Source organism: Rhodoplanes sp. P11, assembly GCF_964266735.1.
GTDB classification, from domain to species: domain Bacteria; phylum Pseudomonadota; class Alphaproteobacteria; order Rhizobiales; family Xanthobacteraceae; genus Rhodoplanes; species Rhodoplanes serenus.
Genome location: NZ_CAXWGY010000017.1, coordinates 270,248 through 294,015 on the forward strand (window position 1 = coordinate 270,248; position 23,768 = coordinate 294,015).

Sequence of the window (23,768 nt, forward strand, 5' to 3'; positions counted from 1 at the left end):
TCGCGCCGGCGGTTTCTCGCGGGCTTTCGACGGGTCGGGCCGGTCCCGCGCGCAAGGCAGGCGGGCGGGCGGACGCGCCGTCGTCCACGACATCGGATATGGTGCAGCGTGCCCGGCTGGAACAGCCGGGCACGCCCGATCGACGATGAAGAGACCTACAGGCTGCGCTGCACCGTCTCGACGCGGTAGCACTCGATGACGTCGCCGACCCGCATGTCCTGGTAGTTCTCGAACGACATGCCGCACTCGTGGCCGGACGTGACCTCGCGGACGTCGTCCTTGAGGTGCTTGAGCTGCGAGAGCTTGCCCTCGTGGATGACGACGTTGTCGCGGATCAGCCGGACATTGGCGCCGCGCTGGACGACCCCGTCGGTGACCTTGCAGCCCGCCACCTTGCCGACCTTGGTGATGTTGAAGACCTGCTGGATCTGGGCATTTCCAAGCATGGTCTCCCGCGTCGTCGGCGGCAGCAGGCCCGACATGGCCTTCTTCACGTCGTCGACCAGGTCGTAGATGATGTTGTAGTAGCGGATCTCGATGCCGAGCCGCTCGGCGGCCTCGCGGGCCTCCTTGTGGGCGCGGACGTTGAAACCGATGATGGCGGTGCCGGAGGCTTCCGCCAGCGTCACGTCCGACTCGGTGATGCCGCCGACGCCCGACAGGATCACCCGAGCCGCCACCTCGTCGGTGCCGAGCTTCTCGAGCGCCCCGACGATCGCCTCGACCGAGCCCTGGACGTCCGCCTTGATCAGCAGCGGGAATTCCTTGCGGCCGGAGGTCTTGAGCTGGCTCATCATCTGCTCGAGCGAGCCGCGCATGCCGCTCGCCCGGGCCGCCTGCTTCTCCCGCTTCTGATGCGAGCGATAGTCGGTCACCTCGCGGGCCCGGCTCTCGTTCTCGACCACCGCGAGTCGGTCGCCCGCCTCGGGTGTGCCGTTGAAGCCGAGCACCTCCACCGGCACCGACGGGCCGGCCGAGTCGATGGACGCGCCGGTGTCGGAGACGAGGGCGCGCACACGGCCCCATTCGGCGCCGGCCACCACGATGTCGCCGACCTTCAGGGTGCCGCGCTGGACCAGCACGGTCGCCACCGGGCCGCGGCCGCGGTCGAGCTTGGCCTCGATCACGGTGCCTTCGGCCGCGCGATTCGGGTTGGCCCTCAGCTCGAGGATCTCCGCCTGCAACCCGATCATGTCGAGCAGCTTGTCGAGATTGGTCTTCTGCTTGGCCGAGACCTCGATCTCGATGGTCTCGCCGCCGAAGCTCTCGACCTGCACCTCGTGCTGCAAGAGCTCGGTGCGCACCCGCTCCGGCTTGGCGTCGGGCTTGTCGATCTTGTTGATGGCGACGATCATCGGCACATTGGCGGCCTTGGCGTGCTGGATCGCCTCGACGGTCTGCGGCATCACGCCGTCGTCCGCCGCGACCACCAGCACCACCACGTCGGTCACCCGGGCGCCGCGGGCGCGCATCGCCGTGAAGGCGGCGTGGCCGGGCGTGTCGATGAAGGTGATCTTGTCGCCGGACGGCGACTTCACCTGATAGGCGCCGATGTGCTGGGTGATGCCGCCGGCCTCGCCGCCGACCACGTTGGTCTTGCGGATGGCGTCGAGCAGCGACGTCTTGCCGTGGTCGACGTGGCCCATGATGGTGACCACCGGGGGCCGCTGCACCAGATCCTCGGGCGCGTCGGCGACATCGAACAGACCTTCCTCGACGTCGGCCTCGGACACCCGCTTGACCGTGTGGCCGAGCTCCTCGGCGATCAGCTGGGCGGTGTCGGCGTCGATCGTGTCGGTGATCTTCGCCATCTGGCCCTGCTTCATCAGCAGCTTGATCACGTCCACGGCCCGCTCCGCCATGCGGTTGGCGAGCTCCTGGATGGTGATGGCCTCGGGAATCGTCACTTCACGCACGAGCTTTTCCTTCGGCTCGTTCGATGCGTGGCCCTTCAGGCGCTGCACGCGGCGGCGGAACGCGGCGACGGACCGCTCGCGCTCCTCGCCGGCGTCGAGCGCCGTCACCACGGTCAAACGGCCACGGCTCTTCTGAGGGGCGGCCTTGGCGGGCTTCGGCGCCGGGGCCGGGCGGGCCGGGCCGGCACCGCTGCGGCGCACCGGGCGACGCTCGTCCTCCTCCGGCTCGGGCGTCGCCGTACGGGCGCCGGGCGCCGGGGTGGCGGTGCGGGCACCTGCCGCAGGCGTCGCCGTGCGGGCACCGGCGGTCGGGGCCGGCTGAGTGCCGGCCGGCTTGGCGGGCCGGGCCGCGGCGGGCGCCGCCGTCTTGGCGGCCTCGTCGTCGCCGAACCGCTTCTTGGCCTCCTGCTCGGCCTTGCGCTTGGCCTCGTCCTCGACGCGGCGGCGGTCCTCTTCCTCGCGCTTGCGCGCCTCGGCGGCCTCGCGCTCGGCGCGCTCGGCGGCCTCGCGCTCCTTGCGGCGGCGGGCCTCCTCCTCGGCGATCTTGCGCTCCTCGGCCTCGCGGACCTTGGCGTCGGCGAGCGCCAGCGCGCGGGCCGACCGCTCCTCCTCGGTGAGGGTGCGCAGGACGACGCCGGACGGACGGCCGCCCGGACGCTGGCCGGGACCGCCGGCCGGGCGCTGAGCGCCGCCCGCGGGTCGCTGGCCGCCGCCACCGCCGCCGGCCGGCGGGCGCGGCGGCTGCGGGCGGGCGGGCGCCTGGCTCGCCTGCTGCGGCGTCGGCTCGGACTTCTGCTCGGGACCGTGGGCGCGGCGCTTCACCTTTTCGACCACCACCGCCTTGGTGCGGCCGTGGCTGAAGCTCTGGCGCACAACCCCCTGCTCGACGCCGCTGCGCTTGAGCGACAGCGTCTTGGGCTGTGCAACCGTCAACGTCTTCTCGCCGGGGTTCTTGGTATCAGTCATTACGATCCTAGTATGGGGCCGGTACGACGGCCCTCTGCCTGTGGTCCCGCGCCTTCGGGAGCACCTGTTCGGAACAGTTCGAGCATGCGCCAACGCCCCAGGACCGCTTCGCTCGCGCGCCCGGGCAGGAGTGCAGCATGTATCACATTTGTCCGCCCCAGTGCCAAATCCAATTCGACGGATTCGAACGAACCGATCACAGGAAGCGGACGCTCACCGGCGTTCGGCCGACGCTCGGCCGCCGCGGTGATCTTGCGGACCCCGTCCGGGCTCGCATCGTGGGCCCGGACGAGGCCGATCGGGGTGCCGGCGGCGAGCGCGGCCTCCACCTTGGTGTAGCCGGCCACCACGGTGCCGGCCTTGCCGGCGATCGCCAGGGCATCCAGCACGGCCCGGCCGAGCAGCCGCTCGGTGTCGTCGGCGAGGTCGGGGCCGACCGTGGCCTTGCCCTTGAAGGCGCGCTCGAAAGCGCGCTGCTTGATGGCGGCGGCGAGCGCGCCGCGCCCGGCCGTCACCCAGGCGCCGCGTCCCGGCAGCTTGCGCTTGATGTCGGGCACCACGCGGCCGTCCGGGCCGGCGACGAAGCGGATCATCTCCGCCTCGGGCTTCACCGTCCGGGTGGCGACGCACAGCCGCTCGCGCGGTGCCGCGGTGTGCCGCGGTCCCGCGTCCAGCAGGGTGGTGTCGTCCTCCATCCGGGCCAGCATCGCGATCGGGGTTCTCCTCGTCAGGCCGGCGCCGTCCCGGCGCCTTCCGCCGTGGCCTCGCCGTCGGGGTCGCCCTCGCCCTCACCCTCGTCCTCGGCGAGCTCCTCGGTCTCCTCCTCGGGGCGGGCGAGATCCTCCTCGCTGATCCAGCCGGCCTTCAGGCGCGCCTGCATGACGATCGCCTCGCAGTCGTCGCGGGACAGCTCCAGGCCGTCGAGAATGCCGGCCTCGCGCTTGGTCTCGCCGTCCTTGCGCTCGGTCCAGCCGGCGAGGTCGTCGGTGGCGCAGCCGGCCAGGTCCTCGACCGTCTTGATGCCGTTCTCGCCGAAGGCGACCAGCATCCGGCCGGTGACGCCCGGCACCTCGCGCAAGGCGTCCTCGACGCCGAGGGCGCGGCGCTTCTCGTCGTACTCGGCCTCGATCTGAGCCAGGTACTCGCGGGCGCGGGTCTGCAACTCCTGGGCGGTCTCCTCGTCGAAGCCCTCGATTCCGGCGAGCTCCTTCTCGTCGACGACGGCGAGGTCCTCGACCGAGCCGAAGCCTTCCGAGGCGAGCAGCTGGCCGACCACCTCGTCGACGTTCAGCGCCTCCATGAACAGCTTCGAGCGCTTCTCGAAGTCGGCCTGGCGGCGCTCCGACTCCTCCTGCTCGGTGAGGATGTCGATGTCCCAGCCGGTGAGCTGCGAGGCGAGGCGGACGTTCTGGCCGCGGCGGCCGATGGCCAGCGAGAGCTGCTGGTCCGGCACCACCACGGCGATGCGCTCCTTGTCCTCGTCGAGCACCACCTTGGCGACCTCGGCGGGGGCGAGCGCATTGACCACGAAGGTGGCGATGTCGGGCGACCACGGGATGATGTCGATCTTCTCGCCCTGAAGCTCGTTCACCACCGCCTGCACGCGCGAGCCGCGCATGCCGACGCAGGCACCGACCGGGTCGACCGACTGGTCGCGCGAGATCACCGCGATCTTGGCCCGCGAGCCCGGATCGCGCGCCACCGCCTTCACCTCGACGATGCCGTCGTAGATCTCCGGCACTTCCTGGGCGAACAGCTTGGCCATGAACTGCGGATGGGTGCGCGACAGGAAGATCTGCGGCCCGCGCGGCTCGCGGCGGACGTCGTAGATGTAGGCGCGGATGCGGTCGCCGTTGCGGAACACCTCGCGCGGCAGCATCTCGTCGCGGCGCACGATCGCCTCGCCGCGGCCGAGATCGACGACGACGTTGCCGTACTCGACCCGCTTGACGATGCCGTTGACGATGTCGCCGATGCGGTCCTTGTACTCCTGGTACTGACGGTCGCGCTCGGCCTCGCGCACCTTCTGCACGATCACCTGCTTGGCCGACTGGGCGGCGATGCGCCCGTATTCGAGCGGCGGCAGGGTGTCCGCGATGGTGTCGCCGACCTGGGCGGCGGGATTGTGCTTCCTCGCGTCGTCGAGGCTGATCTGGTTGGCGGGATTCTCCACCGTCTCGACCACCAGCATGTGGCGGGAGAGGCGCAGCTCGCCCTTCTTCGGATCGATCTCGGCGTGGACGTCGGTCTCGCTGCCGTAGCGGGAGCGCGCCGCCTTGGCGATCGCGTCCTCCATGGCCTGGATCACGATGGTCCGGTCGATCGACTTCTCGCGCGCGACGGCGTCCGCGATCTGGAGGAGCTCGAGCTTGTTGGCGCTGACGACAGCCATGGATCAGTCTCCGTCGGAACGCGGCGGGGCCGGCTCGCGCGCGCTGCCCCGTCCGTCGTTGATCGAATTGCCGTGAGTCGACTTGCGGGACGCGATGCGATCCTTGCGGCGCGCCGCCCGCTCTCGGCGCGCCTCCTTGTCTTCCGCCTTGCCGCGCCGCAGCGCCTCCGCCACCAGGGCGTCGGTGAGCATCAGCTTGGCGTCGTGCATGTCCTCGATCGGCAGCAGCACCTCCTGGACGGTGCCGTCGCTGCCCTCGATGTGGAGACGCGCGGCGCGTCCGTCCACCCCGGCGAGGATGCCCTTGAAGCGCTTCCGGCCCGCCGCCGGCACCGCCATCTCGATCTTGGCAAGGTGGCCTTCGGCCCGGGCGAAGTCACCCAGCCGCACCAGCGGCCGATCGATGCCGGGCGAGGAGATCTCCAGCCGGTAGGCGCTCTCGATCGGATCGGTCTCGTCCATCACCGGCGACAGCGTCCGCGACACCAGCTCGCAGTCCTCGATCTGCATGGTGCCGTCGGGCCGCTCGGCCATCACCTGCACGGTGCCGCCGTCCTGCCCGGACACCTTGACGCGCACCAGGCGGTAGCCGAGGGCGGCCAGCACCGGCTCCACCACCGCGGCAACCCGGGCGGAGAGGCCGGTCTCGACGATCAGGCGCGGCTCGTCGGACGCGACGTCGAGGGCCGGAAGAAGAGGGGTGAGGTCGGGCGCCGGGAGATCCGGCGGGAGATGATCGGGAGCAAAGGCGGCATCCGGTGTCACGGCAGGCTGCGTATCGCCGCGCGGCGTCGTGCTGCGCTTGGTGCGGTCGCGCCCGGTCGTCACGGCATCCTTCGCCACGCTGCGTCTCGTCCCCGTCATGTGCCGGCCAGCCGGTCCTCGCGACATCTTGCCCGGGAGGCGTGTCGCGCCGACAACGGCCGGCAAAGGGGCCGCGCGGCGCCGCAAGTAACAAAAAAGAGCGGGTCCCGGGCGGGCCCCACTCTCACGAACCGTTCGGTGATCCGACCGTTATGAGGTGTCCTCAGACACGGCGGAATATAGCGAAGACCGCCGATATCGCAAGAGGAACCGGCAGCATCCAGGCGAATAGGGCGATTCCGGCAGGGCTTCCCCCGAGGGGCCATCTGCCGTCATAGGCAGCCGGCGTCCGGTCGCGTTTCATGCTACCGGGCAATGAGATTGTGCTCGCACGGAGAAAGGGCAGCCGGCATGGCGGAGGCAGGCAGCGAGACGCCCGATGCGGCGCCCGTCCTGGACGTCTGGTTCGAGTTCGCCTCGACCTACTCGTATCCGGCGGTGGTGCGGATCGGGCCGCTCGCGGCCGCGGCAGGGGTGGAGCTGCGCTTCCGGCCGCTCCTGCTCGGGCCGATCTTCAAGGCCCAGGGCTGGGACACCTCGCCGTTCAATCTCTATCCGGCGAAAGGCCGCTACATGTGGCGCGACCTTGCCCGCGTCTGCGCCGATCTCGGTCTCCCGCTCACCCGCCCGCCGGTGTTTCCGGCCCACACGATGCTGGCCGCCCGGGTGGCGCTGGTCGGCCTCGGCGCGGCGGCCGACCAGGGGAAGCGGGCGGCCGGCTGGGGCGAGGCGTTCTGCGTCGCCGTCTACCGGGCGGCGTTCGGCGAGGGGCGAGACGTAGCCGATGCGGCCGTCCTGGCCGACATCCTGGCTAGTCTCGGCGTCGACCCGGGTCCGGTGCTGACGGCGGCGGGCTCCGCTGCCATCAAGGCGAAGCTGCGTCAGGAGACCGAGGAGGCGGCGCGCCGCGACATCTTCGGGTCGCCGAGCTTCGTCACCGCCGGGGGCGAGCTGTTCTGGGGCAACGATCGGCTGGAGCAGGCGCTGGCCTGGGCGAAGCGGACGGCGTGAGGAGGCGCCGGCGTCAGCCGCGCGCCACCCGCCGGAAGATCAGGTAGCAGGGCGTGCGGCCCTCGCGCACCGCCTTGGCCTCGTAGCGGGTGCGGGTCCAGCCGGCCCACGGCCGTCGCCAGTCGTCGGCCCGTTCGGCGGTCCATGCGAAGGCGGGCGAGCGGAGCAGGCGCTCCAGCGTCCACGCCGCGTAGTCGGACCAGTCGGTGGCGAAGCGGAACTCGCCGCCGTCGGCCAGCACCCGGGCGAGCGCCGCGACGCTGTCGTCCTGCACGAAGCGGCGCTTCCAGTGCCGGCGCTTGGGCCACGGGTCGGGATAGAGCAGGTCGAGGCGGGTCAGCGCCGCGTCCGGCAGCCAGGCCAGCACCTCGGTGGCGTCGCCGTGATGGAGGCGGATGTTGCCGAGCGCCTTCGCCTCGATCAGGGCGAGGGCCTGCGCCATGCCGTTGACGAAGGGCTCGCAGCCGATGAAGCCGGCGTCCGGCTCCGCCGCGGCCTGCGCCACCAGATGCTCGCCGCCGCCGAAGCCGATCTCCATCCGTACTCGGGCGACCGGGGTCGCGAACAGCGCAGCCAGCGGCACCGGCGGCGGTGCGGCCAGGTCGAGGGCGAGGCGGGGCAGCAGGGTCGCCACTAGGTCGCCGTGATGGCGCCGCAGCGGGTGCCCCTTGCGGCGCCCGAAGAAGGCGCGCGGCGGCCTGGCGTCGGGGAGCGGAATGTCGCGGCCCGTCCCTTCGCGGCTCGCGTCGTCGGGGTCCGTGTCTTTGGTGTCCGGCGTCATCGCGTCACGGCAGACGAAACAGCCGACGAAGCGAGGCTTCGCCGGCTGTGGAACAGGTGGGCCGGCGCACGGCGGCGCCGGAGCGCAGGATCAGCCGACCGCGTTCTTGATGGCGTCGGCGAGGTCGACCTTCTCCCACGAGAAGCCGCCGTCGGCCTCCGGGGCGCGGCCGAAATGGCCGTAGGCGGCGGTGCGGGCGTAGATCGGCCGGTTGAGGCCGAGATGCTCGCGGATGCCGCGCGGGGTGAGGTCCATCACCTCGGCCAGCGCCTTCTCGACCTTGGCCTCGGCGACTTGGCCAGTGCCGTGCAAGTCGACATAGAGGGCGAGCGGCTTCGACACGCCGATCGCGTAGGCGAGCTGGATAGTGCAGCGCTCGGCGACGCCGGCCGCCACCACGTTCTTGGCGAGATAGCGGGCCGCATAGGCGGCCGAGCGGTCCACCTTGGTGGGGTCCTTGCCCGAGAACGCGCCGCCGCCGTGCGGGGCCGCGCCGCCATAGGTGTCGACGATGATCTTGCGGCCGGTGAGGCCGCAATCACCGTCCGGGCCGCCGATGACGAACTTGCCGGTCGGGTTGACGTGCCAGGCGGTCTGCTTGGTGATCCAGCCGGAGGGCAGCGCCTTGGCGACGTAGGGCTCGACGATCGCCTTGATGTCGTGGGAGGTCAGCTTCTCGTCGAGATGCTGGGTGGAGACGACGATCTGGGTGACCTCGACGGGCTTGCCGTTCTCGTAGCGGACGGTCACCTGGCTCTTGGCATCCGGGCCGAGCGCGGCGGTCTCGCCGGAGCGGCGCGCCTCCGACATCAGCTTGAGAATGCGGTGCGCATAATAGAGCGGCGCCGGCATCAGCTCGGGCGTCTCGCGGCACGCATAGCCGAACATGATGCCCTGGTCGCCGGCGCCCTCGTCCTTGTTGCCGCCGGCGTCGACGCCCTGGGCGATGTCGGCCGACTGCGGATGCAGCAGCACCTTGATGTCGGCATGCTCCCAGTGGAAGCCGTCCTGCTCGTAGCCGATGTCTCGGATAGCGAGACGGGCGACGTGGCTGACGAGGTCGGGCGTGATCGAGCGCGGGCCGCGGGTCTCGCCGGCGATCACCACCTGGTTGGTGGTGGCCATGGTCTCGCAGGCGACGCGGAGCTGCCAGGGGTCGATGCCGGCGGCCGGGCCCTCGCGGAAAAACAGATCGACGATCTCGTCGGAAATGCGGTCGCAAACCTTGTCGGGGTGGCCTTCGGAAACGGATTCGCTGGTAAAAAGGTAGCTCGCGCGGGACACGTTCGACACTCCAGCCCGGGACGCGGACCTCCGCGTCATCCAAATTTGGCGCTTCTAATTGCAGTGTCACTCTGCCGGGTCAAGTGCGCGAGGGGCGCCGGTGCGCCCCTCGAAACCGCCGCCGGGCGCGTCGCTGGCGTACCCGGGTCGGTGGCGGTGGCCCGAAAACGAGAACGGCGCGCCCCGGGGGCGCGCCTGCCGACTTGTCGGGCTGATGTCTCGTGTGGAGGCCGTCGACGGGCCGTCAGTGCCCGGCGCCGCCGTTGCCGTTCTCGACCGGCTCCCCGGCGATGTGCTCGACCAGGTCGACGATGCGCCGGCGCAGCTTGGCGTCCTGGATGCGCATGAAGGCCTTGGTCAGCGCGAGGCCGTCCGAGGTGGCGAGGAAGTCGGAGATGTAGGCCGGCGACGGAGCCTCGCCGAGGCCGTTGGTCGGCGTACCGTCCCCGAGATCGGGAGCGCCTTCGAAGAAGAACGCGACCGGCACCTGGAGAATGTGGGCGATCTGCTGCAAGCGGCTGGCGCCGATGCGGTTGGTGCCCTTCTCGTACTTCTGCACTTGCTGGAACGTCAGGCTCAGTGCATCCCCGAGCTTCTCTTGGCTCATCCCCAGCATCATCCGGCGCATGCGGACGCGGCTCCCGACATGTTTGTCGATGGGGTTCGGAGCCTTCTTGGCCATCATTTTCACTCTCTCCTCGTATCCCCGCCGACCAACCTTCTGTTCCGAATTGTCACGCGATGCAATCACAGGATTGCATAGCTGTTCCAAACACCGCGAAACAAAAAATGCAATCCTTCGCTTTGGGATGAAATAAACTCTACCCTCGTTTGCGAGGGGCGACCAATGCAAGTTAGTAAACAATGCTCTGGTCTGCTGGATCAATCCGCCTTGGTCCGGGGGCTAAGGTCTCTGAAACCAAGCGGATTCTGTTCGGTACGCGACGTTCGGGCCGTCTGGTTGGGTCCGGCTGTGCAGCCATTCTTTATCCCCGCGTGGTGGCGATGTCAGCAGATTGGTACCTGTGTTTGCGCGAAACCGGCCGCTCCTGACGCAAGACTGGTATGCAGTTCGTAGGGCTGTCGACAGCCGAAATTCGCCGACCAAGCGGACTTCCCGCGCCATTCTCGGGACGAATCGCTCTTGCGTACTAGTGAATTAGGGTGCGTCAACATGACGCATAGAGCGTTGCCGCGGGAACTGCTCCGGACGATCGCGTCGCGTGCAGTCGCGCGGGGATGCTCTTTTAACGGGACAGAATCGGGGGCGCCTGCGTCGGTCAGGCCGGCCGCCGGCGGCGCCACACGGCGGCCGCCAAGGCGAGCACCACGGTCGCGGCGGCGGTCGCATCGCCGGTGCGGGCGTAGAGGGTCGGGGAAAGCGGAGCCGGCAGGTCGGCGTCGAGCACGGCCTCGCGGCCGAGTCCGAGCTGGGCCATGGTGCGGCCGACCGGATCGATCACCGCCGAGACGCCCGTATTGGCGGCGCGGACCAGCGGCAAGCCTTCCTCGACGGCGCGCATGCGGGCTTGCAGCAGGTGCTGGAACGGGCCCGGGCTGAGGCCGAACCAGGCGTCGTTGGTGACGTTGAGGAGCCAGCCTGGGCGGGCGCCGCGCGGCGTCACCGCATGCGGGAAGATCGCCTCGTAGCAGACCAGCGGCACGAAAGCGGGTGTGCGGGGCAGATCGATGGTGCGCAGCCGGTCGCCGGCCAGGAAGCCACCCGGCACCCGCACGAGCTGCTCGACCCCGAACCGGCGCATGAGCCCGGCGAGCGGGATGAACTCGCCGAACGGCACCAGGTGCACCTTGTCGTAGACGGCCGCGATGGCGCCGTCGGCATCGAACACGTAGACGGAATTGTACGCCTCGATACGGCCGGGGCGCGAGGTGTCGGCGAGGCGCGCCGCGCCGGTGATCAGCACGGCGCCGGGCGGCAGCAGGTCGGCGATGGCGGCGAGCGCGTCGGCCTCGCGGGTGACGAAGAACGGGAAGGCGGATTCCGGCCAGATCAGGTGGGTCACGTCGGCGATGCCGCGCGGCCGCCGGTCGGTCGGCCGGCTCGACAACGCGACATAGCGGCGGATCACGTCGGCCTTGGCGGCGTAGTTGAATCGCTGGTCCTGCGGAATGTTGGGCTGCATCAGGCGCAGCCGCACGCCGTCCACCAGGGCGGTCGGGTTCTGGGCGAGCCGAATCGCCCCGTAGAGGCCGATCGCCAGCACGAGCGCCAGGGCGACCGCCGGCAGCCGCCACGGCCGCGGCGTCTCGGCCTCCGAGTCGGCGAGGGCCGCGGGGGACGCGAAGACCAGCACGGCGATGAACGTCATGCCCCACAGGCCGACGAGCCCGAAGCCCTGGGCCAGCGCCAGGGGCTCGGCGAACGCATAGCCGAAGGCGTTCCACGGGAAGCCGCCGAGCAGGTGTCCGCGCAGCCATTCGGATGCGGTCAGCGCCGCCGCCAGCGTGACGATGCGCAGCCAGCCGGGCGTCCACAGAACGCGGGCGAGCGCGAAGCCCGCCGCCGTGAAGGCGGCCAGACCGGCCGGCAGCGCCAGCACGGCGGGGCCGAGCGCCCAGCCGAACTTGTCGGCGTCGACCAGGAAGGCGGCCCCGATCCAGTACAGGCCCGACAGGAAGTAGCCGAAGCCGAACCACCAGCCGGCGGCGGCCGCCGACCCGGCGCCGTTCCAGCGGCCGGCACCGGCGCCGTCGATCAGCCACACCACCACCGGAAAGGTGACGAGAAGGGCCGGCCACAGGTGCAGCGGCGCCATCGCGAGCGTCGAGGCGGCGCCCGCCAGCACCGCGATGAGGGCGCGCCGCGCCCCCCAGGCGAGCACGATCGGATGGGCGACGCGGGCGAGGATCACGGGCGCGTCCGGCCGGGTGGGGAGTCGGTGTGCGGGGCGGGGCCGGGCTCGGACGGAGACGAGGGTGCCGAGGGCGTAGACGTCGACGGCTCCGGTGCCGCGCCGTCGCGGCCGAGCGGACCCGTGCCGCCCAGCGTCCCGCCGCTGCCCTGCGGCCCGGCGGGCCGCGGCTCGCGGCCGCTGCGCCGCGGCTTGGCGCGCGAGATCTTCACCCGCTTCACCCGGCGCGGATCGGCGTCGAGCACCTCGATCTCGAACGGCTCCGGCCCGGGCACGATCTCGCCGCGCACCGGCACCCGGCCGACCCGGGTGACCAGGTAGCCGCCGAGCGTGTCGACCTCCTCGGCGGCGTCGCCGACGTCGAACTCGGCGCCGACGCTCGCCACCACGTCCTCGAGTGGCGTGCGGGCATCGGCCAGGAACGAGCCGTCGGGCTGGCGCACTAGGCTGCGGGCCTGCTCGTCGTGCTCGTCCTCGATGTCGCCGACGATCTGCTCGACCAGGTCCTCGATGGAGATCAGCCCGTCGGTGCCGCCGTACTCGTCGATGACGAGGGCGAGGTGCACGCGGGTCGCCTGCATCTTGGCCAGCAGGTCGAGCGCCGGCATCGAGGGGGGCACGAACAGGATGGTGCGGACGATGCGGGTCTCCACCAGCGGCATCGCGAGATCGATGGCGCGCAGATCGAGATCGGCGGGGAAGCGCTTGCGCCGCTTGTTGGTCGGCGGCGGCACCGCCGCATGGGTTGCCATGAAGGAGACGAGGTCGCGGATGTGGACCATGCCGACTGGGTCGTCGAGGGTGTCGTCGTAGACCACGAGCCGCGAGTGTCCGGCCTTCTCGAACACCTTCACCAGCTCGCCCAGCGGCATGTCCTGCTGGACCGCGACGATGTCGGCGCGCGGCACCATGATGTCCTCGGCGCGGCGTTCGCGCAGGTCGAGGATGTTCTTGAGCATGGCGCGCTCTTCCGGCGAGAAGCCGCCGTCGCCGCCTTCGGCCGGGGGGCTGCCGTCGAGCAGCACCGCGAAGTCGGCGCGCGCCGAGCCCGGTTTCCAGCCGAACAGGGTGCGGACCAGCCGCTGGAGCCAGCCTTCGCCGGCCTCGCGGGGCAGGACCTCGCCGCGGAGGGCCGGCACCGCCACGCTCCGCGTCTCGCTCGCGGCGGTGCCGAGATGGTCGCTGCCGACGGAGTCGCGGGACTCGTCGGCGCCGGGGCCACGGGCGTGGCTCGCCGGCCGGTTCGGTTCGTTACGACTGGGAGGCTCGTCGGGCATGGTGGCGGCGGTCAGGCGCATTCTCGTCCGGCATAGGGGTCGGGGACGGCCAGCGAGGCAAGAATGTCGCGCTCGCGGGCCTCCATGAGGTCGGCCTCGGAATCGGTGATGTGGTCGTGCCCGAGCAGGTGCAGGACGCCGTGCACGACGAGATGCATGAGATGATGCGCGAAGGGCTTGTCGTCGCGCTCGGCCTCGGCCCGCACGGTCTCGAAGGCCAGCACCACGTCGCCGAGCGGCGTCGGCTCGGTCGCACCGTCGGGATGCGCCACCGGGCTCGGCACGGCGGGGAAGGACAGAACGTTCGTCGGGGCATCGCGGCCGCGGAAGCGGGCGTTGAGGGCCTGCACGGCAGCGTCGTCGGCCAGCACCACGCACAGCTCGCCGGCCGGCTGGCCGGCCGGCAGCGCCGCGAGCGCGGCGCGGCGCGCCAGCGCCTCGGCCTCCGGCACCGCATCCCACAGGGCGGACTCGACGATGACGTCGACGCCGGTGTGGTCGCCGGCCGGGGTGTCGGTCTCGCTGCCGGCGGTGTCCGCCGAAGCGTCGGTTTGGGCGGTGGTCATGGGGAGCCCTCGCGCTTGCGGGCGTCGGCGCGGTCGTAGGCGGAGACGATGCGGGCGACCAGCTCGTGCCGGACCACGTCCTCGGCCCCGAAGGTGGCGATGCCGACGCCCTCGACGTCGGTCAGCAGGCGCATCGCCTCGGCAAGCCCGGAGGTCTGGCCGGGCGGCAGGTCGACCTGGCTCGGATCGCCGGTGACGATCATCCGGGCGTTCTCGCCGAGCCGGGTCAGGAACATCTTCATCTGCATCGAGGTGGTGTTCTGCGCCTCGTCCAGGATGACGGCCGCGTTGGCGAGCGTGCGGCCGCGCATGAAGGCGAGCGGCGCGATCTCGATCTCGCCGGTCTGGAGCGCACGCTCGACGATGCGGGTGTCCATCAGGTCGAACAAGGCATCGTAGATCGGGCGGAGATACGGATCGACCTTCTCGCGCATGTCGCCGGGCAGGAAGCCGAGCCGCTCGCCGGCCTCGACGGCGGGGCGCGACAGCACGATGCGGTCGACCTCCTTGCGCTCGAACAGGGCGACCGCATAGGCGACGGCGAGCCAGGTCTTGCCGGTGCCGGCCGGCCCGGCGCCGAACACCAGGGCATGCCGGCGCAGCGCCCGGATATAGGCGTCCTGGGCGGGCGAGCGGGCGCGCACCAGGCGCTTGCGCAGGTTGATCTCCTCCGAGCGGGGACGCGGATCGGCGGAATCGTAGTCGAACAGCGAGCCCTGGGCGATCGCCATGCGGATGGCGCCCTCGACGTCGCCGGCGCCGAGCTCGTGGCCCTGCTCGAGCTGCTCGTAGAGGGTCTCCAGCACGCGGCGCGCCTGCTCGCAGGCGTCGCGCGGGCCACCGAGGGTGACGTGATTGCCGTGCGAGTCCGCCGTCACGCCGAGGCGGCGCTCGATCAGGGCGAGGTTCTGGCCGTACTGGCCGAACAGGGCGAGTGCCAGCCGGTTGTCCTCGAAGGCGAGGACGAGCTGCGCCTCCGCGGCGGGCGGCATCAGCGACGGCGTGTCGGTGGGGCGTCGTGACACGGTCGGGTCAGCGTCCTGCCGCAGCGACATGAACGGCGTTGCCTCGCACCGGCGCCACGCCGGGCGATGCCGAGTGGGGCGAGGTGGCGGCGTCTCGCGGAGCCGCGTCGACCAGGGTGCCGAACAGGCTGTTGGTGCCGGTGGCGGTGAACCGCACGGTCGCGATGGTGCCGGCGAGCGTGGCCGGGCCGTCGACCTGCACGGGCTGCATCCAGGGCGAGCGGCCGACCATCTGGCCGGGATGCTTGCCGGGGTGCTCGAACAGCACCGCGCCGGTGCGCCCGACGGTCGCGGCATTGAAGGCGGCGGCGTTACGGTCGATCGCCGCCTGGAGGCGGGCGAGGCGGTCGGCCTTCTCGGCCTCGCTCACCTGGACGTCGCTCTCCGCTGCCGGCGTGCCGGGGCGTGGCGAATACTTGAACGAGTAGGCGCTGGCGAAGCCGACCTCGTCGACGAGCGCCAGCGTGTCGCGGAACTCCGCCTCGGTCTCGCCCGGGAAGCCGACGATGAAGTCCGACGACAGGGCGATGTCGGGCCGCGCCGCCTTGAGGCGCGCGATCACCGACAGGTAGGCGGCGCGATCGTGCCGGCGGTTCATGGCGGCGAGCACCCGGGTCGCGCCCGACTGCACCGGCAGATGGAGCTGCGGCATCAGCGCCGGCAGGTCGCCATGGGCCGCGATGAGCTCGTCGTCCATGTCGCACGGATGGCTCGTGGTGTAGCGCAGCCGGGCGACGCCGGGCACCTCGGCGAGCCGGTGCAGCAGGCGGGCCAGCGTCCACGGCCGGCCGTCCGGCCCCTCGCCGTGCCAGGCGTTGACGTTCTGGCCGATCAGCCGGATCTCGCGCACGCCCGCCTCGGCGAGCCGCGCCACCTCGTCGACGATCCTGGCCACCGGCCGCGAGAACTCGGCGCCGCGGGTGTAGGGCACCACGCAGAAGGTGCAGAACTTGTCGCAGCCCTCCTGCACGGTGACGAAGGCGGCGGCGCCACGCGCCCGGGTGGCGGCGGCGGTCGGCGGGGCGAGATGGTCGAACTTGTCCTCGGCCGGAAACTCGGTGTCGACGACGCGACCTTCGCGGGCCGCGCGGGCGACCAGGTCGGGCAGGCGGTGATAGCTCTGCGGGCCGACCACGAGGTCGACCACCGGGGCGCGGCGGATGATCTCCTCGCCCTCGGCCTGGGCGACGCAGCCGGCGACCGCGACGGTGAGGCGGCGGCCGTCCCGGGCCGCGTCCTGCTTCAGCCGGCGCAGCCGGCCCAGCTCGGAATAGACCTTCTCGGCCGCCTTCTCGCGGATATGGCAGGTGTTCAGCACCAGCACGTCGGCGTCGTCCGGCTCCGCCGTCTCGACATAGCCCTCGCGCGCCAGGACGTCGGCCATGCGCTGGGAATCGTAGACGTTCATCTGGCAGCCATACGATTTCACGTAGAGCTTGCGCGGGCCGCTGGTCACGCTCGACATCGCCTCGTCGTCATCTCCCGTCCGGCGGCCGTCCGGTCCGCTGCCTTGCTGGGCGTTCATTCGGTGCCTTGGCATCCATATGGTGCACGACCGCCGTGATCGCACGACCGGACACGCGAGAACCTCACACGCGAGAACCTCACAGGCTGGATCGTCGAGACGATCGTCGCCGACCCTGCCGCCGCTCCGCCCCGATAGGACCGACCTGCGGTCCGGCGATCCGGACCGGCAGCCTGACCCTCCATCACGCGGACGGGACGACGACACTCGTGTGCTCGTCGCTCGGTCTAGCGGTTTTTCGGCCGAAATGGAATGGCGGGCGCTCAAACTCCCTCGGGCGCCCAGAAAAATAACATGAAATTCAGTCGATTATGCTCGCGCCTGGGAGGTCAGCGGCGGTCCTGGGGAGCGGCGCGTCCGCGCAGGGCCTCGGCGGTGAGGCGGCGGACCCGCGTCTCCAGCAGCCGCGCCATCGCCTTGCGGTTGGAGGTGGTGTCCCAGCGCAGCGGCTCGCCCCAGGTCACGGTGACGTCGATGGCGCCGTGCCGCCACACCCGCAGCAGGTGGGGCAGCAGGTCGCTCGCCCCGTACCAGGCGGCCACCGGCCGGTGCTGGCGGCCGAGCGGCAGGCCCTGAAAGCCCGTGTAGGCGAGCGACAGGGGCTGCACCAGCACGCTGCCGGTCTCGTCGCCGGCCTGGGCGAGGGCGTCGCCGGCGGCGCCGATCAGGGCCGAGCGGAACGGCAGCACCCGGTTGCCGTCGCTCGACGTGCCTTCGCCGAACAGCACCACCGGGTCGCCCTCGGTCAGCCGGGCGGCGATCTCGGCATTGACGTCGCGGGTCTTCTGGCGGCGCGAGCGATCGACGAACACCGAGCGCTGGAGCTTGGCGAACAGCCCGAACAGCGGCCAGGAGGCGATCTCGTGCTTGGCCACGAACACCACCGGCAGGCGCGACGTGATGACCGAGATGTCGAGCCAGGAGACGTGATTGGCGACGATGAGCAGCGGCCGCTGGGTGGCCGGCACCCCGATCTCGCGCACCCGCACGTCGAACAGGAGGCAGACGATGCGGTGGAACAGCAGCGGCACCAGCCGCCGCAGCGGCAGGCCGTAGCGGACCGACAGCCATTGCACCGGCAGCAGCGCGGCCGTCGCGACGGCGAACCCAGCCCCCGTGACGGCCAGCCGCAGCATCAGGGCGCCGCCTTGTCGTCGAGCGGTACGGCGTAGAGCTCGAGGCGATGATCGATGAGCCGGTAGCCGAGCCGCCGCGCCACCTCGCGCTGGAGCTGCTCGATCTCCTCGGACTGGAACTCGATCACCTCGCCGGTGCGCAGGTTGACCAGGTGGTCGTGGTGGGACTCGCGGATCTGCTCGTAGCGGGCGCGGCCGGCGCGGAAGTCGTGGCGCTCGATGATGCCGGCGTCCTCGAACAGCTTGACGGTGCGATAGACGGTCGACAGCGAGATGTTGGGATCGATCACGGCGCAGCGGCGATACAGCTCCTCGACGTCCGGGTGGTCGTCGGAGCCGGCCAGCACGCGGGCGATGACCCGGCGCTGCTCGGTCATCCGCATGCCCTTGGCGACGCATTGCGCCTCGATGTGGGTTTCGGTCTGGTCGTTCACCCGCTGCTCCGCCGTTCGACCCTGCCGGGCCGGATCATAAGAGCCGCCGGATGCATCGTCCACGGCGCGCCGTCAAGCCGGAACGGCGTTTCGTCAGGCCAGATCGCGCCGCATCACCAGGGCGACGGCCGGCGTGGCGCCGGGTCGGGCGTAGTAGCCGGGCCGCTGCCCCACCTCGCGGAAGCCGGCCGAGCGATACAGCCGGCAGGCCGGGGCGTTGTCGCGATCGACCTCGAGAAACACCCGGACGATGCCGATGCCGGCGAGGCGGCCGAGATGCAGGGCGACCAGCCGCCCGGCGAGGCCGCGGCCGCGGCGGGCCGGGGCGACCGCGACCGACAGGATCTCGGCCTCGTCGACCGCGCAGCGCGACATCACGAAGCCGGCCGGCGTCTCGCCCATCAGGGCGATGTCGGCCACCACGGCGCGGTCGATCAGCAGCCGCTCGATCTCCTCCTCGCTCCAGCCGCGGCGGAACGATTCGGCGTGGAGCGCCGCGAGGGCGGCGGCATCGCTCGTCTCGGCGAGGCCGAAGCGGGCCTCGCCGCCTTTCCACCAGCGGCGCACCAGCTCGATCATCGCACTCGCCCGACCATCACATCCGCTCGACCATCACATCCGCCCGATCAGCGCCGCGCCACCCGGGCGCCGCCCTGCGGCCGCGCGTCGGGGGCGCGCAGATAGAGCGGCTTGGGAAACGCCATGGTGTCGGCCGCGACGGCGCCGAGCCGCGCCACCCAGTCGATATCGGGGGCCGGCGTGGTGTCGACGCACAGCGGCGGGCGGGCGCCGGTCATCCAGGCGGCGTGCAACAGCCCGGCGGCGGAGCCGACCAGCCGGGTCGGCGCCGCGGTGGCGATGCGGGCGGCCTCGCGGATCGAGGCGATGCGTGGCGGGATGACGGCGCGGCCGCCCTCGCCGACGAGCTGCATGTAGACGTGGTCGTGGCGGGCGTCGATGGCGGCGAGCAGCGGGCTGCGGTCGTCGCTGGCGATGTGGGGGGCCGCGAAGGCGGCCAGCGTGGTCAGGCCGACCACCGGCTTGTGGGCCGCCAGCGCCAGGCCGCGCGCCGCCGCGACGCCGACCCGCAGGCCGGTGAAGCTGCCCGGCCCGATGGTGACGGCGATCCGGTCGAGATCGCCGAACTCGAGATCGGCCTCGCTCATCACGCGGGCGATCATCGGCATCAGCGCCTCGGCGTGGCCGCGCTCCATCGGGCGTGATTCGTGCGCCAGCACGCCACCACGATCGAGGTCGAACACCGCCGCGGAGCACGCCGCGAGGGCGGTATCGAGGGCGAGAACGCGCATCCGGACGGCACTCCACGGACACCTGCGACGAGGCTCCGGACGAGCCTGCCGTCCTGGAACAAAAACCGCAAGCCGGCCGGTCGGATGTGCCGGCATGGCAGGGGGCCGCGGGCGGAGTGGGGCGACGGAGCGACGGGGGCGGGACGGGTGCGCGCCCTCGCCGGGGGGCGGAACGAGAAAGCGCCGGCGCGAGGCCGGCGCTCGATCACGTGGACACGCGGCGGCGCCGCGCCGACCGATCCCGGCCGGGATCAGACCGGCCGCACCTCGACCACCTCGGGCACGTAGTGGCGCAGGAGGTTCTGGATGCCGTGGCGGAGCGTCGCGGTCGACGACGGGCAGCCCGAGCAGGCGCCCTTCATGGCCAGGTACACCACGCCGTTCTCGAAGCCGCGGAAGGTGATGTCGCCGCCGTCGTTGGCGACCGCCGGGCGGACCCGGTTCTCGATCAGCTCCTTGATCAGCTCGACCGTCTCGGCGTCCTTCTCGTCGAAGAACTCGTCGTCCTCCTGGGCGGCCGTGCCGGTGAGCACCGGAGCGTCGGCCATGAAGTGCTCCATGATGACGCCGAGCACGCCCGGCTTGACGTGCTGCCAGTCCACATCGGTCTTGGTGACGGCGATGAAGTCGGTGCCGAAGAACACGGTGGCGACGCCCGGCACGTCGAACAGGCGCTGGGCGAGCGGCGAGGCGTCGGCGTCGGCCTTGCTGCGGAACTCCAAAGCCCCGTAGGGCAGCACGGCGCGGCCCGGCAGGAACTTGAGGGTGGCGGGGTTGGGCGTCGCTTCGGTCTGGATGAACATGAGCTTGTCTCCTCGGCCGCGGGTCAAGGTCGCGGCGGGCCACGGTTCCGGCGGGTCGGGCGGCGGGCAGGGCGCGCCGGCCACGGCCCGGGAACCGCCGGTGCCCAAGAGATGTCCCTTCGACGGACGGGCGTCAACCGCAGGGGGCGAGCGGTCCGTAGTCGCCCCGACCGGGCGAGCCACCGGAGGGTGAGCCCCCGACCGGCGAGCCGCACCGTAGCGGCGGCCGGCTCCGGCGGTCAGGTCATGGCGTCGAGCTCGTCGTCGGAGAGGTGTCCGGGCACGAGGCCCATGGGAATCGGGAACGAGCCCGCCGTCTTGGTCAGGCTGGTGACCAGCGGCCCGGGGCCTTCCTTGTCGTCGCCGGCGGCCAGCACCAGCACGGCGATATCCTCGTCCTCGTCGATCAGCCGGGTGATCTCGGTGGCCGGATCGCCCTCGCGGATCACCCGCTCCGGCGTGATGCCGGCGATGCCGTTGGCGCGCGCCGCGTAGCGGGCCAGCACCGCGTCGGCCTCCTCCTGCTGCTCGGCCTGCATGATGTCGGCGACCCCGAGCCACTGCGGGGCGCGGTCCTTGGTCTCGATCACCCGCAGCATCACCATGCCGGCCCCGGTGCGTCCGGCGCGCCGGCTGGCGTAGTACACGGCGCGGTCGCATTCCGGCGTGTCGTCGATGACCACGAGGAACTTGGGCCGGTGCCCGGCCTCGTAGCTGCGGCGTCTCCGGGTCATGGTCCGTCCGGGCGACGCATAGGCGCCGCCCACCTCCCGCCGGGAATCTGCCACGGCGACGGCCGCCGGCACAAGCGGACCGCGGCGCGGTCTCGCCGTGGCGTCTCGGGACGGCCGCGTCAGCGCCCGACGAAGCCGACGATCTCCTTGACGTGGCGCATGGTTTCGCTGGCGAGCACGCGCGCCCGCTCGCTGCCGTCGGCGAGCACCGCGTCGATATGGGCCGGATCGGCGCTGAGCCGCCGCATCTCGGCGGTGATCGGCCCGAGCTTGTCGACCGCGAGGTCGATCAGCGCCGTCTTGAAGGTGGAGAACTGGCCGCCGCCGAACTCCGCCAGCACCTCGGCCTTCTGCCGGCCGGACAGCGCCGCATAGATGCCGACCAGGTTGTCGGCCTCGGCGCGGCCTTCGAGGCCCTTCTCCTCGCTCGGCAGCGGCTCCGGATCGGTCTTCGCCTTCTTGATCTTCTGGGCGATGGTGTCGGAATCGTCGGCGAGATTGATGCGCGAGTAGTCCGACGGATCGGACTTGGACATTTTCTTGGTGCCGTCGCGCAGGCTCATCACCCGGGTCGCCGGGCCGCCGATCAGCGGCTCGGTCATCGGGAAGAAGCCGTCGGCGAAGCCTTTCGCCTCGATCTGCGGGCGGAAGTCGTTGTTGAACTTCTGGGCGATGTCGCGGGTCAGCTCCAGGTGCTGCTTCTGGTCCTCGCCGATCGGCACATGGGTGGCGCGGTAGACCAGGATGTCGGCCGCCATCAGGCTCGGATAGGCGTACAGCCCGAGCGAGGCGTTCTCGCGGTCCTTGCCGGCCTTCTCCTTGAACTGGGTCATCCGGTTCATCCAGCCGAGGCGGGCGACACAGTTGAACACCCAGGCGAGCTCGGCGTGCTCGGCGACCTGGCTCTGGTTGAACACGATGTGAGCCTTGGGGTCGACACCGGCCGCCAGGAACGCCGCCGTCACCTCGCGAATCGACCTGGTCAGCACGGCCGGGTCCTGCCAGACCGTGATGGCGTGCAGGTCGACGACGCAGTAGACGCACGAGAACCGCGACTGGAGCGCGACGAAGTTGACGATGGCGCCGAGATAGTTGCCGAGATGCAGATTGCCGGTCGGCTGCACACCGGAAAACACCTGTTCCTTGAACGCCATCACGAAAGCTCCTCTGGTCGCGGCCGCGGTGTGCCACCATTGCCCTCGGGGCGCAAGGGCCGGCCCCGGCGGAGCGCCCGCCAGTCGGCGGCCCCGATCACCCCGAGCAGCCGCAGGGCGCCGAGATAGACGGCGAGGCCGGTGGCGAGCAGCAGCGCCAGCACGGCGGCGCGTCCGAGGGTCGAGGCCGGAACCCCGAAGCCGTCGGCGAGGAGACGGGCGGCCGCGAGGGCGAGCCCCATGACGGCGGCGGCGATGACGATGCGAGCGAGCCGGCCGGCGGCGGCCGCGTCGCGGCGCAGCCAGCCGCGGCGGCCGAGCACCACGGCGAGCACGGCCGATCCGACATAGGAGGCCGCCGCGATGGCGGCCGCCACCCCGATATGGCCGTAGGCCGGAAACAGCAGCAGCCCGCCGGCCACGGCTGCCGCCAGGCCGGCGAGGGCGGCCAGCATGGGCGTGCGGGTGTCCTCGCGGGCGAACGAGATGGCGCCCAGCACCTTCTCGGCCACGTGGCCGGGCAGGCCGGCCGCGATGGCGGCCAGCGCCGCCGCCACCATGGCGGTGTCGTGGGCGACAAAGGCGCCGCGCTCGAACAGGGTGCGGGCGATCGGCACGGCCAGCAGCACGAAGGCGATCGCCGAGGGCAGCGCCAGCCCGATCGCCAGCTCCATGGCGCGAGCCTGGGCGGCGGCGACCTCGGCGGCGCTGCCGCTGCGCACCCGCCCGGCGATGACCGGCCCCATCACGGCGGCGATCGCCACCGAGACGACGCCGAGCGGCAGCTCGTAGAGGCGGTCGGCGTAGTAGAGCCAGGACACCGCGGCGGGCGACGGCGAGGCGATCATGGCGCCGGCTATCAGGGTGAGCTGCGGGATGCCGCCGGCGACGAGACCCGGCCCGGCGAGGCCGAACAGGCGGCGCCCCTCCGGCGAGAGGGCGAGCCGCGGCCGCCGCGGCCGCACCGGAAGGCGCAGGACGGCGCCGCCGATCAGCACCATCTGGCCGAGCCCGGCCACCACGATCGCGGCCGCCAGCACGTCGCCGGCACGGCCCGCCGCGGCGGGGCCGGCGATCAGCAGCCCGGCCACGGCGGTGAGCAGCACCCCGTTGAACGCGATCGGTCCGAGCGCGACGGCGCCGACCCGCCGCTCCGCCGACAGGATGGCGCCGAGCACCGCGACGCACCCGGCGATCGCCACATAGGGGGCGGCGATGCGGACCAGATCGGCCGCCAGCGCGAACCGCTCGCCATCGGGCGCGAAGCCCGGGGCGATCACCCGCACCGCGAGGGGCGCCGCCAGCACCAGGAGCAGCGTGGCGACGCCAAGCCCGAGCGCCATGACGCCGAGCGCGCCCTCGGCGAAGCGGCGCGCCGCCTCGCCGCCGTCGCGCTCGCGCAGCCGCAGCCACAGCGGCACGAAAGCGCCGTTGAGCGCCCCCTCGGCGAGCAGCCGGCGGAACAGGTTCGGGATCTGGAGGGCGGCGAAATAGGCGTCGGCCAGCGGCCCGGCCCCGACCAGAGCCGCGATTCCGGCGTCGCGCAGGAAGGCGAGCACGCGGGACGCCAGGGTGGCGGCGCCGAGCGTGCCGACGTCGCGGGCGAGGGCGCCGGAGGCTCCGGCGGGCTGCGGCTGTGCCATCGCGGTTCGAGGCGTCCCCTGCGGCCGCCGTGATGCCGGGGCGGTGCCCGCCCTGCTCGGCCGTTGAATGCCGG

General features: G+C 71.8%; 21 protein-coding genes. 1 reads left to right on the forward strand and 20 read right to left on the reverse strand.

What is annotated here, in order from left to right; all coding sequences use genetic code 11:
- Positions 1–155: 155 nt before the first annotated feature.
- From infB to rimP, 4 genes are read right to left on the reverse strand one after another with little or no spacing between them, the layout of a single operon-like run.
- Positions 156–2,882, reverse strand: coding sequence for a translation initiation factor IF-2 (gene infB, locus ACFQUV_RS15795; RefSeq protein ID WP_129608607.1), 2,727 nt, complete (start codon positions 2,880–2,882; stop codon positions 156–158).
- Positions 2,882–3,589 carry an RNA-binding protein gene (locus ACFQUV_RS15800; protein WP_129608608.1) on the reverse strand — a complete coding sequence of 236 codons (708 nt, stop codon included), beginning with the start codon at positions 3,587–3,589 and terminating at the stop codon, positions 2,882–2,884. Before ACFQUV_RS15800 ends, infB begins: the two co-directional genes overlap by 1 nt.
- Before the next feature lie 20 nt (positions 3,590–3,609).
- Positions 3,610–5,274, reverse strand: a complete 1,665-nt coding sequence (gene nusA, locus ACFQUV_RS15805) for a transcription termination factor NusA (protein ID WP_129608609.1) — start codon at positions 5,272–5,274, stop codon at positions 3,610–3,612.
- 3 nt (positions 5,275–5,277) lie between these two features.
- Complete coding sequence (gene rimP, locus ACFQUV_RS15810; protein WP_244601531.1) at positions 5,278–5,931, reverse strand: ribosome maturation factor RimP; 654 nt, start codon at positions 5,929–5,931, stop codon at positions 5,278–5,280.
- Positions 5,932–6,489: 558 nt separating this feature from the next.
- Here rimP and ACFQUV_RS15815 point away from each other — a divergent pair.
- The gene (locus tag ACFQUV_RS15815) at positions 6,490–7,149 is read left to right on the forward strand and encodes a 2-hydroxychromene-2-carboxylate isomerase (protein ID WP_129608610.1); all 660 of its coding nucleotides are present in this window, start codon (positions 6,490–6,492) and stop codon (positions 7,147–7,149) included.
- A 13-nt stretch (positions 7,150–7,162) separates the two neighbouring features.
- Here the strand turns inward: ACFQUV_RS15815 and trmB are convergent, their stop codons facing one another.
- The 16 genes from trmB to murJ form a co-directional block, all read right to left on the reverse strand.
- A complete protein-coding gene (trmB, locus tag ACFQUV_RS15820) occupies positions 7,163–7,930 on the reverse strand; it encodes a tRNA (guanosine(46)-N7)-methyltransferase TrmB (RefSeq protein WP_129608611.1) in 768 nt (255 codons plus the stop codon).
- Between the two features lie 90 nt (positions 7,931–8,020).
- On the reverse strand, positions 8,021–9,214 hold the full coding sequence (gene metK / locus ACFQUV_RS15825) for a methionine adenosyltransferase (RefSeq protein WP_111387741.1): 1,194 nt from the start codon (positions 9,212–9,214) through the stop codon (positions 8,021–8,023).
- A 244-nt stretch (positions 9,215–9,458) separates the two neighbouring features.
- Positions 9,459–9,896, reverse strand: a complete 438-nt coding sequence (locus tag ACFQUV_RS15830; RefSeq protein WP_129608622.1) for a helix-turn-helix domain-containing protein — start codon at positions 9,894–9,896, stop codon at positions 9,459–9,461.
- Positions 9,897–10,494: 598 nt separating this feature from the next.
- Positions 10,495–12,087: an apolipoprotein N-acyltransferase gene (gene lnt / locus ACFQUV_RS15835; protein WP_207211431.1), complete on the reverse strand. Its 1,593-nt coding sequence runs from the start codon at positions 12,085–12,087 to the stop codon at positions 10,495–10,497.
- Entirely contained in the window at positions 12,084–13,385 is a 1,302-nt protein-coding gene (locus tag ACFQUV_RS15840; protein WP_244601528.1) for a hemolysin family protein, read from the reverse strand. Before ACFQUV_RS15840 ends, lnt begins: the two co-directional genes overlap by 4 nt.
- Positions 13,376–13,930 carry an rRNA maturation RNase YbeY gene (ybeY, locus tag ACFQUV_RS15845; RefSeq protein ID WP_129608613.1) on the reverse strand — a complete coding sequence of 185 codons (555 nt, stop codon included), beginning with the start codon at positions 13,928–13,930 and terminating at the stop codon, positions 13,376–13,378. Before ybeY ends, ACFQUV_RS15840 begins: the two co-directional genes overlap by 10 nt.
- Complete coding sequence (locus tag ACFQUV_RS15850) at positions 13,927–14,922, reverse strand: PhoH family protein (RefSeq protein ID WP_111386329.1); 996 nt, start codon at positions 14,920–14,922, stop codon at positions 13,927–13,929. The genes ybeY and ACFQUV_RS15850 overlap by 4 nt, the downstream gene beginning before the upstream one ends.
- Before the next feature lie 40 nt (positions 14,923–14,962).
- The gene (miaB, locus tag ACFQUV_RS15855; RefSeq protein ID WP_129608614.1) at positions 14,963–16,420 is read right to left on the reverse strand and encodes a tRNA (N6-isopentenyl adenosine(37)-C2)-methylthiotransferase MiaB; all 1,458 of its coding nucleotides are present in this window, start codon (positions 16,418–16,420) and stop codon (positions 14,963–14,965) included.
- A gap of 389 nt (positions 16,421–16,809) precedes the next feature.
- Positions 16,810–17,616: a 1-acyl-sn-glycerol-3-phosphate acyltransferase gene (locus tag ACFQUV_RS15860; RefSeq protein ID WP_111386319.1), complete on the reverse strand. Its 807-nt coding sequence runs from the start codon at positions 17,614–17,616 to the stop codon at positions 16,810–16,812.
- A complete protein-coding gene (locus ACFQUV_RS15865) occupies positions 17,616–17,999 on the reverse strand; it encodes a Fur family transcriptional regulator (RefSeq protein ID WP_111386327.1) in 384 nt (127 codons plus the stop codon). Before ACFQUV_RS15865 ends, ACFQUV_RS15860 begins: the two co-directional genes overlap by 1 nt.
- A 144-nt stretch (positions 18,000–18,143) precedes the next feature.
- Complete coding sequence (locus tag ACFQUV_RS15870) at positions 18,144–18,629, reverse strand: GNAT family N-acetyltransferase (RefSeq protein WP_129608615.1); 486 nt, start codon at positions 18,627–18,629, stop codon at positions 18,144–18,146.
- A gap of 47 nt (positions 18,630–18,676) precedes the next feature.
- Entirely contained in the window at positions 18,677–19,360 is a 684-nt protein-coding gene (gene tsaB, locus ACFQUV_RS15875) for a tRNA (adenosine(37)-N6)-threonylcarbamoyltransferase complex dimerization subunit type 1 TsaB (RefSeq protein WP_129608616.1), read from the reverse strand.
- Between the two features lie 251 nt (positions 19,361–19,611).
- Complete coding sequence (locus ACFQUV_RS15880) at positions 19,612–20,163, reverse strand: NifU family protein (protein ID WP_111386313.1); 552 nt, start codon at positions 20,161–20,163, stop codon at positions 19,612–19,614.
- A 239-nt stretch (positions 20,164–20,402) separates the two neighbouring features.
- Entirely contained in the window at positions 20,403–20,897 is a 495-nt protein-coding gene (locus tag ACFQUV_RS15885; RefSeq protein ID WP_129607838.1) for a universal stress protein, read from the reverse strand.
- Positions 20,898–21,016: 119 nt separating this feature from the next.
- Complete coding sequence (gene trpS, locus ACFQUV_RS15890) at positions 21,017–22,051, reverse strand: tryptophan--tRNA ligase (RefSeq protein WP_129607839.1); 1,035 nt, start codon at positions 22,049–22,051, stop codon at positions 21,017–21,019.
- The gene (gene murJ / locus ACFQUV_RS15895) at positions 22,051–23,694 is read right to left on the reverse strand and encodes a murein biosynthesis integral membrane protein MurJ (RefSeq protein ID WP_129607840.1); all 1,644 of its coding nucleotides are present in this window, start codon (positions 23,692–23,694) and stop codon (positions 22,051–22,053) included. Before murJ ends, trpS begins: the two co-directional genes overlap by 1 nt.
- Between the last annotated feature and the right edge of the window lie 74 nt (positions 23,695–23,768).

What these genes read in the sequence shown, in the direction of transcription:
- trmB (WP_129608611.1), bottom strand. Translation starts at nt 7,930, where the DNA reads ATGACGCCGGACACCAAAGACACGGACCCCGACGACGCGAGCCGCGAA.
- trpS (WP_129607839.1), bottom strand. Translation starts at nt 22,051, where the DNA reads ATGGCGTTCAAGGAACAGGTGTTTTCCGGTGTGCAGCCGACCGGCAAT.
- nusA (WP_129608609.1), bottom strand. Translation starts at nt 5,274, where the DNA reads ATGGCTGTCGTCAGCGCCAACAAGCTCGAGCTCCTCCAGATCGCGGAC.
- miaB (WP_129608614.1), bottom strand. Translation starts at nt 16,420, where the DNA reads ATGTCGAGCGTGACCAGCGGCCCGCGCAAGCTCTACGTGAAATCGTAT.
- ybeY (WP_129608613.1), bottom strand. Translation starts at nt 13,930, where the DNA reads ATGACCACCGCCCAAACCGACGCTTCGGCGGACACCGCCGGCAGCGAG.
- infB (WP_129608607.1), bottom strand. Translation starts at nt 2,882, where the DNA reads ATGACTGATACCAAGAACCCCGGCGAGAAGACGTTGACGGTTGCACAG.
- tsaB (WP_129608616.1), bottom strand. Translation starts at nt 19,360, where the DNA reads ATGCGCGTTCTCGCCCTCGATACCGCCCTCGCGGCGTGCTCCGCGGCG.
- ACFQUV_RS15800 (WP_129608608.1), bottom strand. Translation starts at nt 3,589, where the DNA reads ATGCTGGCCCGGATGGAGGACGACACCACCCTGCTGGACGCGGGACCG.
- ACFQUV_RS15850 (WP_111386329.1), bottom strand. Translation starts at nt 14,922, where the DNA reads ATGCCGCCCGCCGCGGAGGCGCAGCTCGTCCTCGCCTTCGAGGACAAC.
- ACFQUV_RS15830 (WP_129608622.1), bottom strand. Translation starts at nt 9,896, where the DNA reads ATGGCCAAGAAGGCTCCGAACCCCATCGACAAACATGTCGGGAGCCGC.
- ACFQUV_RS15880 (WP_111386313.1), bottom strand. Translation starts at nt 20,163, where the DNA reads ATGTTCATCCAGACCGAAGCGACGCCCAACCCCGCCACCCTCAAGTTC.
- ACFQUV_RS15885 (WP_129607838.1), bottom strand. Translation starts at nt 20,897, where the DNA reads ATGACCCGGAGACGCCGCAGCTACGAGGCCGGGCACCGGCCCAAGTTC.
- ACFQUV_RS15840 (WP_244601528.1), bottom strand. Translation starts at nt 13,385, where the DNA reads ATGCGCCTGACCGCCGCCACCATGCCCGACGAGCCTCCCAGTCGTAAC.
- ACFQUV_RS15815 (WP_129608610.1), top strand. Translation starts at nt 6,490, where the DNA reads ATGGCGGAGGCAGGCAGCGAGACGCCCGATGCGGCGCCCGTCCTGGAC.
- ACFQUV_RS15860 (WP_111386319.1), bottom strand. Translation starts at nt 17,616, where the DNA reads ATGCTGCGGCTGGCCGTCACGGGGGCTGGGTTCGCCGTCGCGACGGCC.
- ACFQUV_RS15870 (WP_129608615.1), bottom strand. Translation starts at nt 18,629, where the DNA reads ATGATCGAGCTGGTGCGCCGCTGGTGGAAAGGCGGCGAGGCCCGCTTC.
- murJ (WP_129607840.1), bottom strand. Translation starts at nt 23,694, where the DNA reads ATGGCACAGCCGCAGCCCGCCGGAGCCTCCGGCGCCCTCGCCCGCGAC.
- ACFQUV_RS15865 (WP_111386327.1), bottom strand. Translation starts at nt 17,999, where the DNA reads ATGCGGATGACCGAGCAGCGCCGGGTCATCGCCCGCGTGCTGGCCGGC.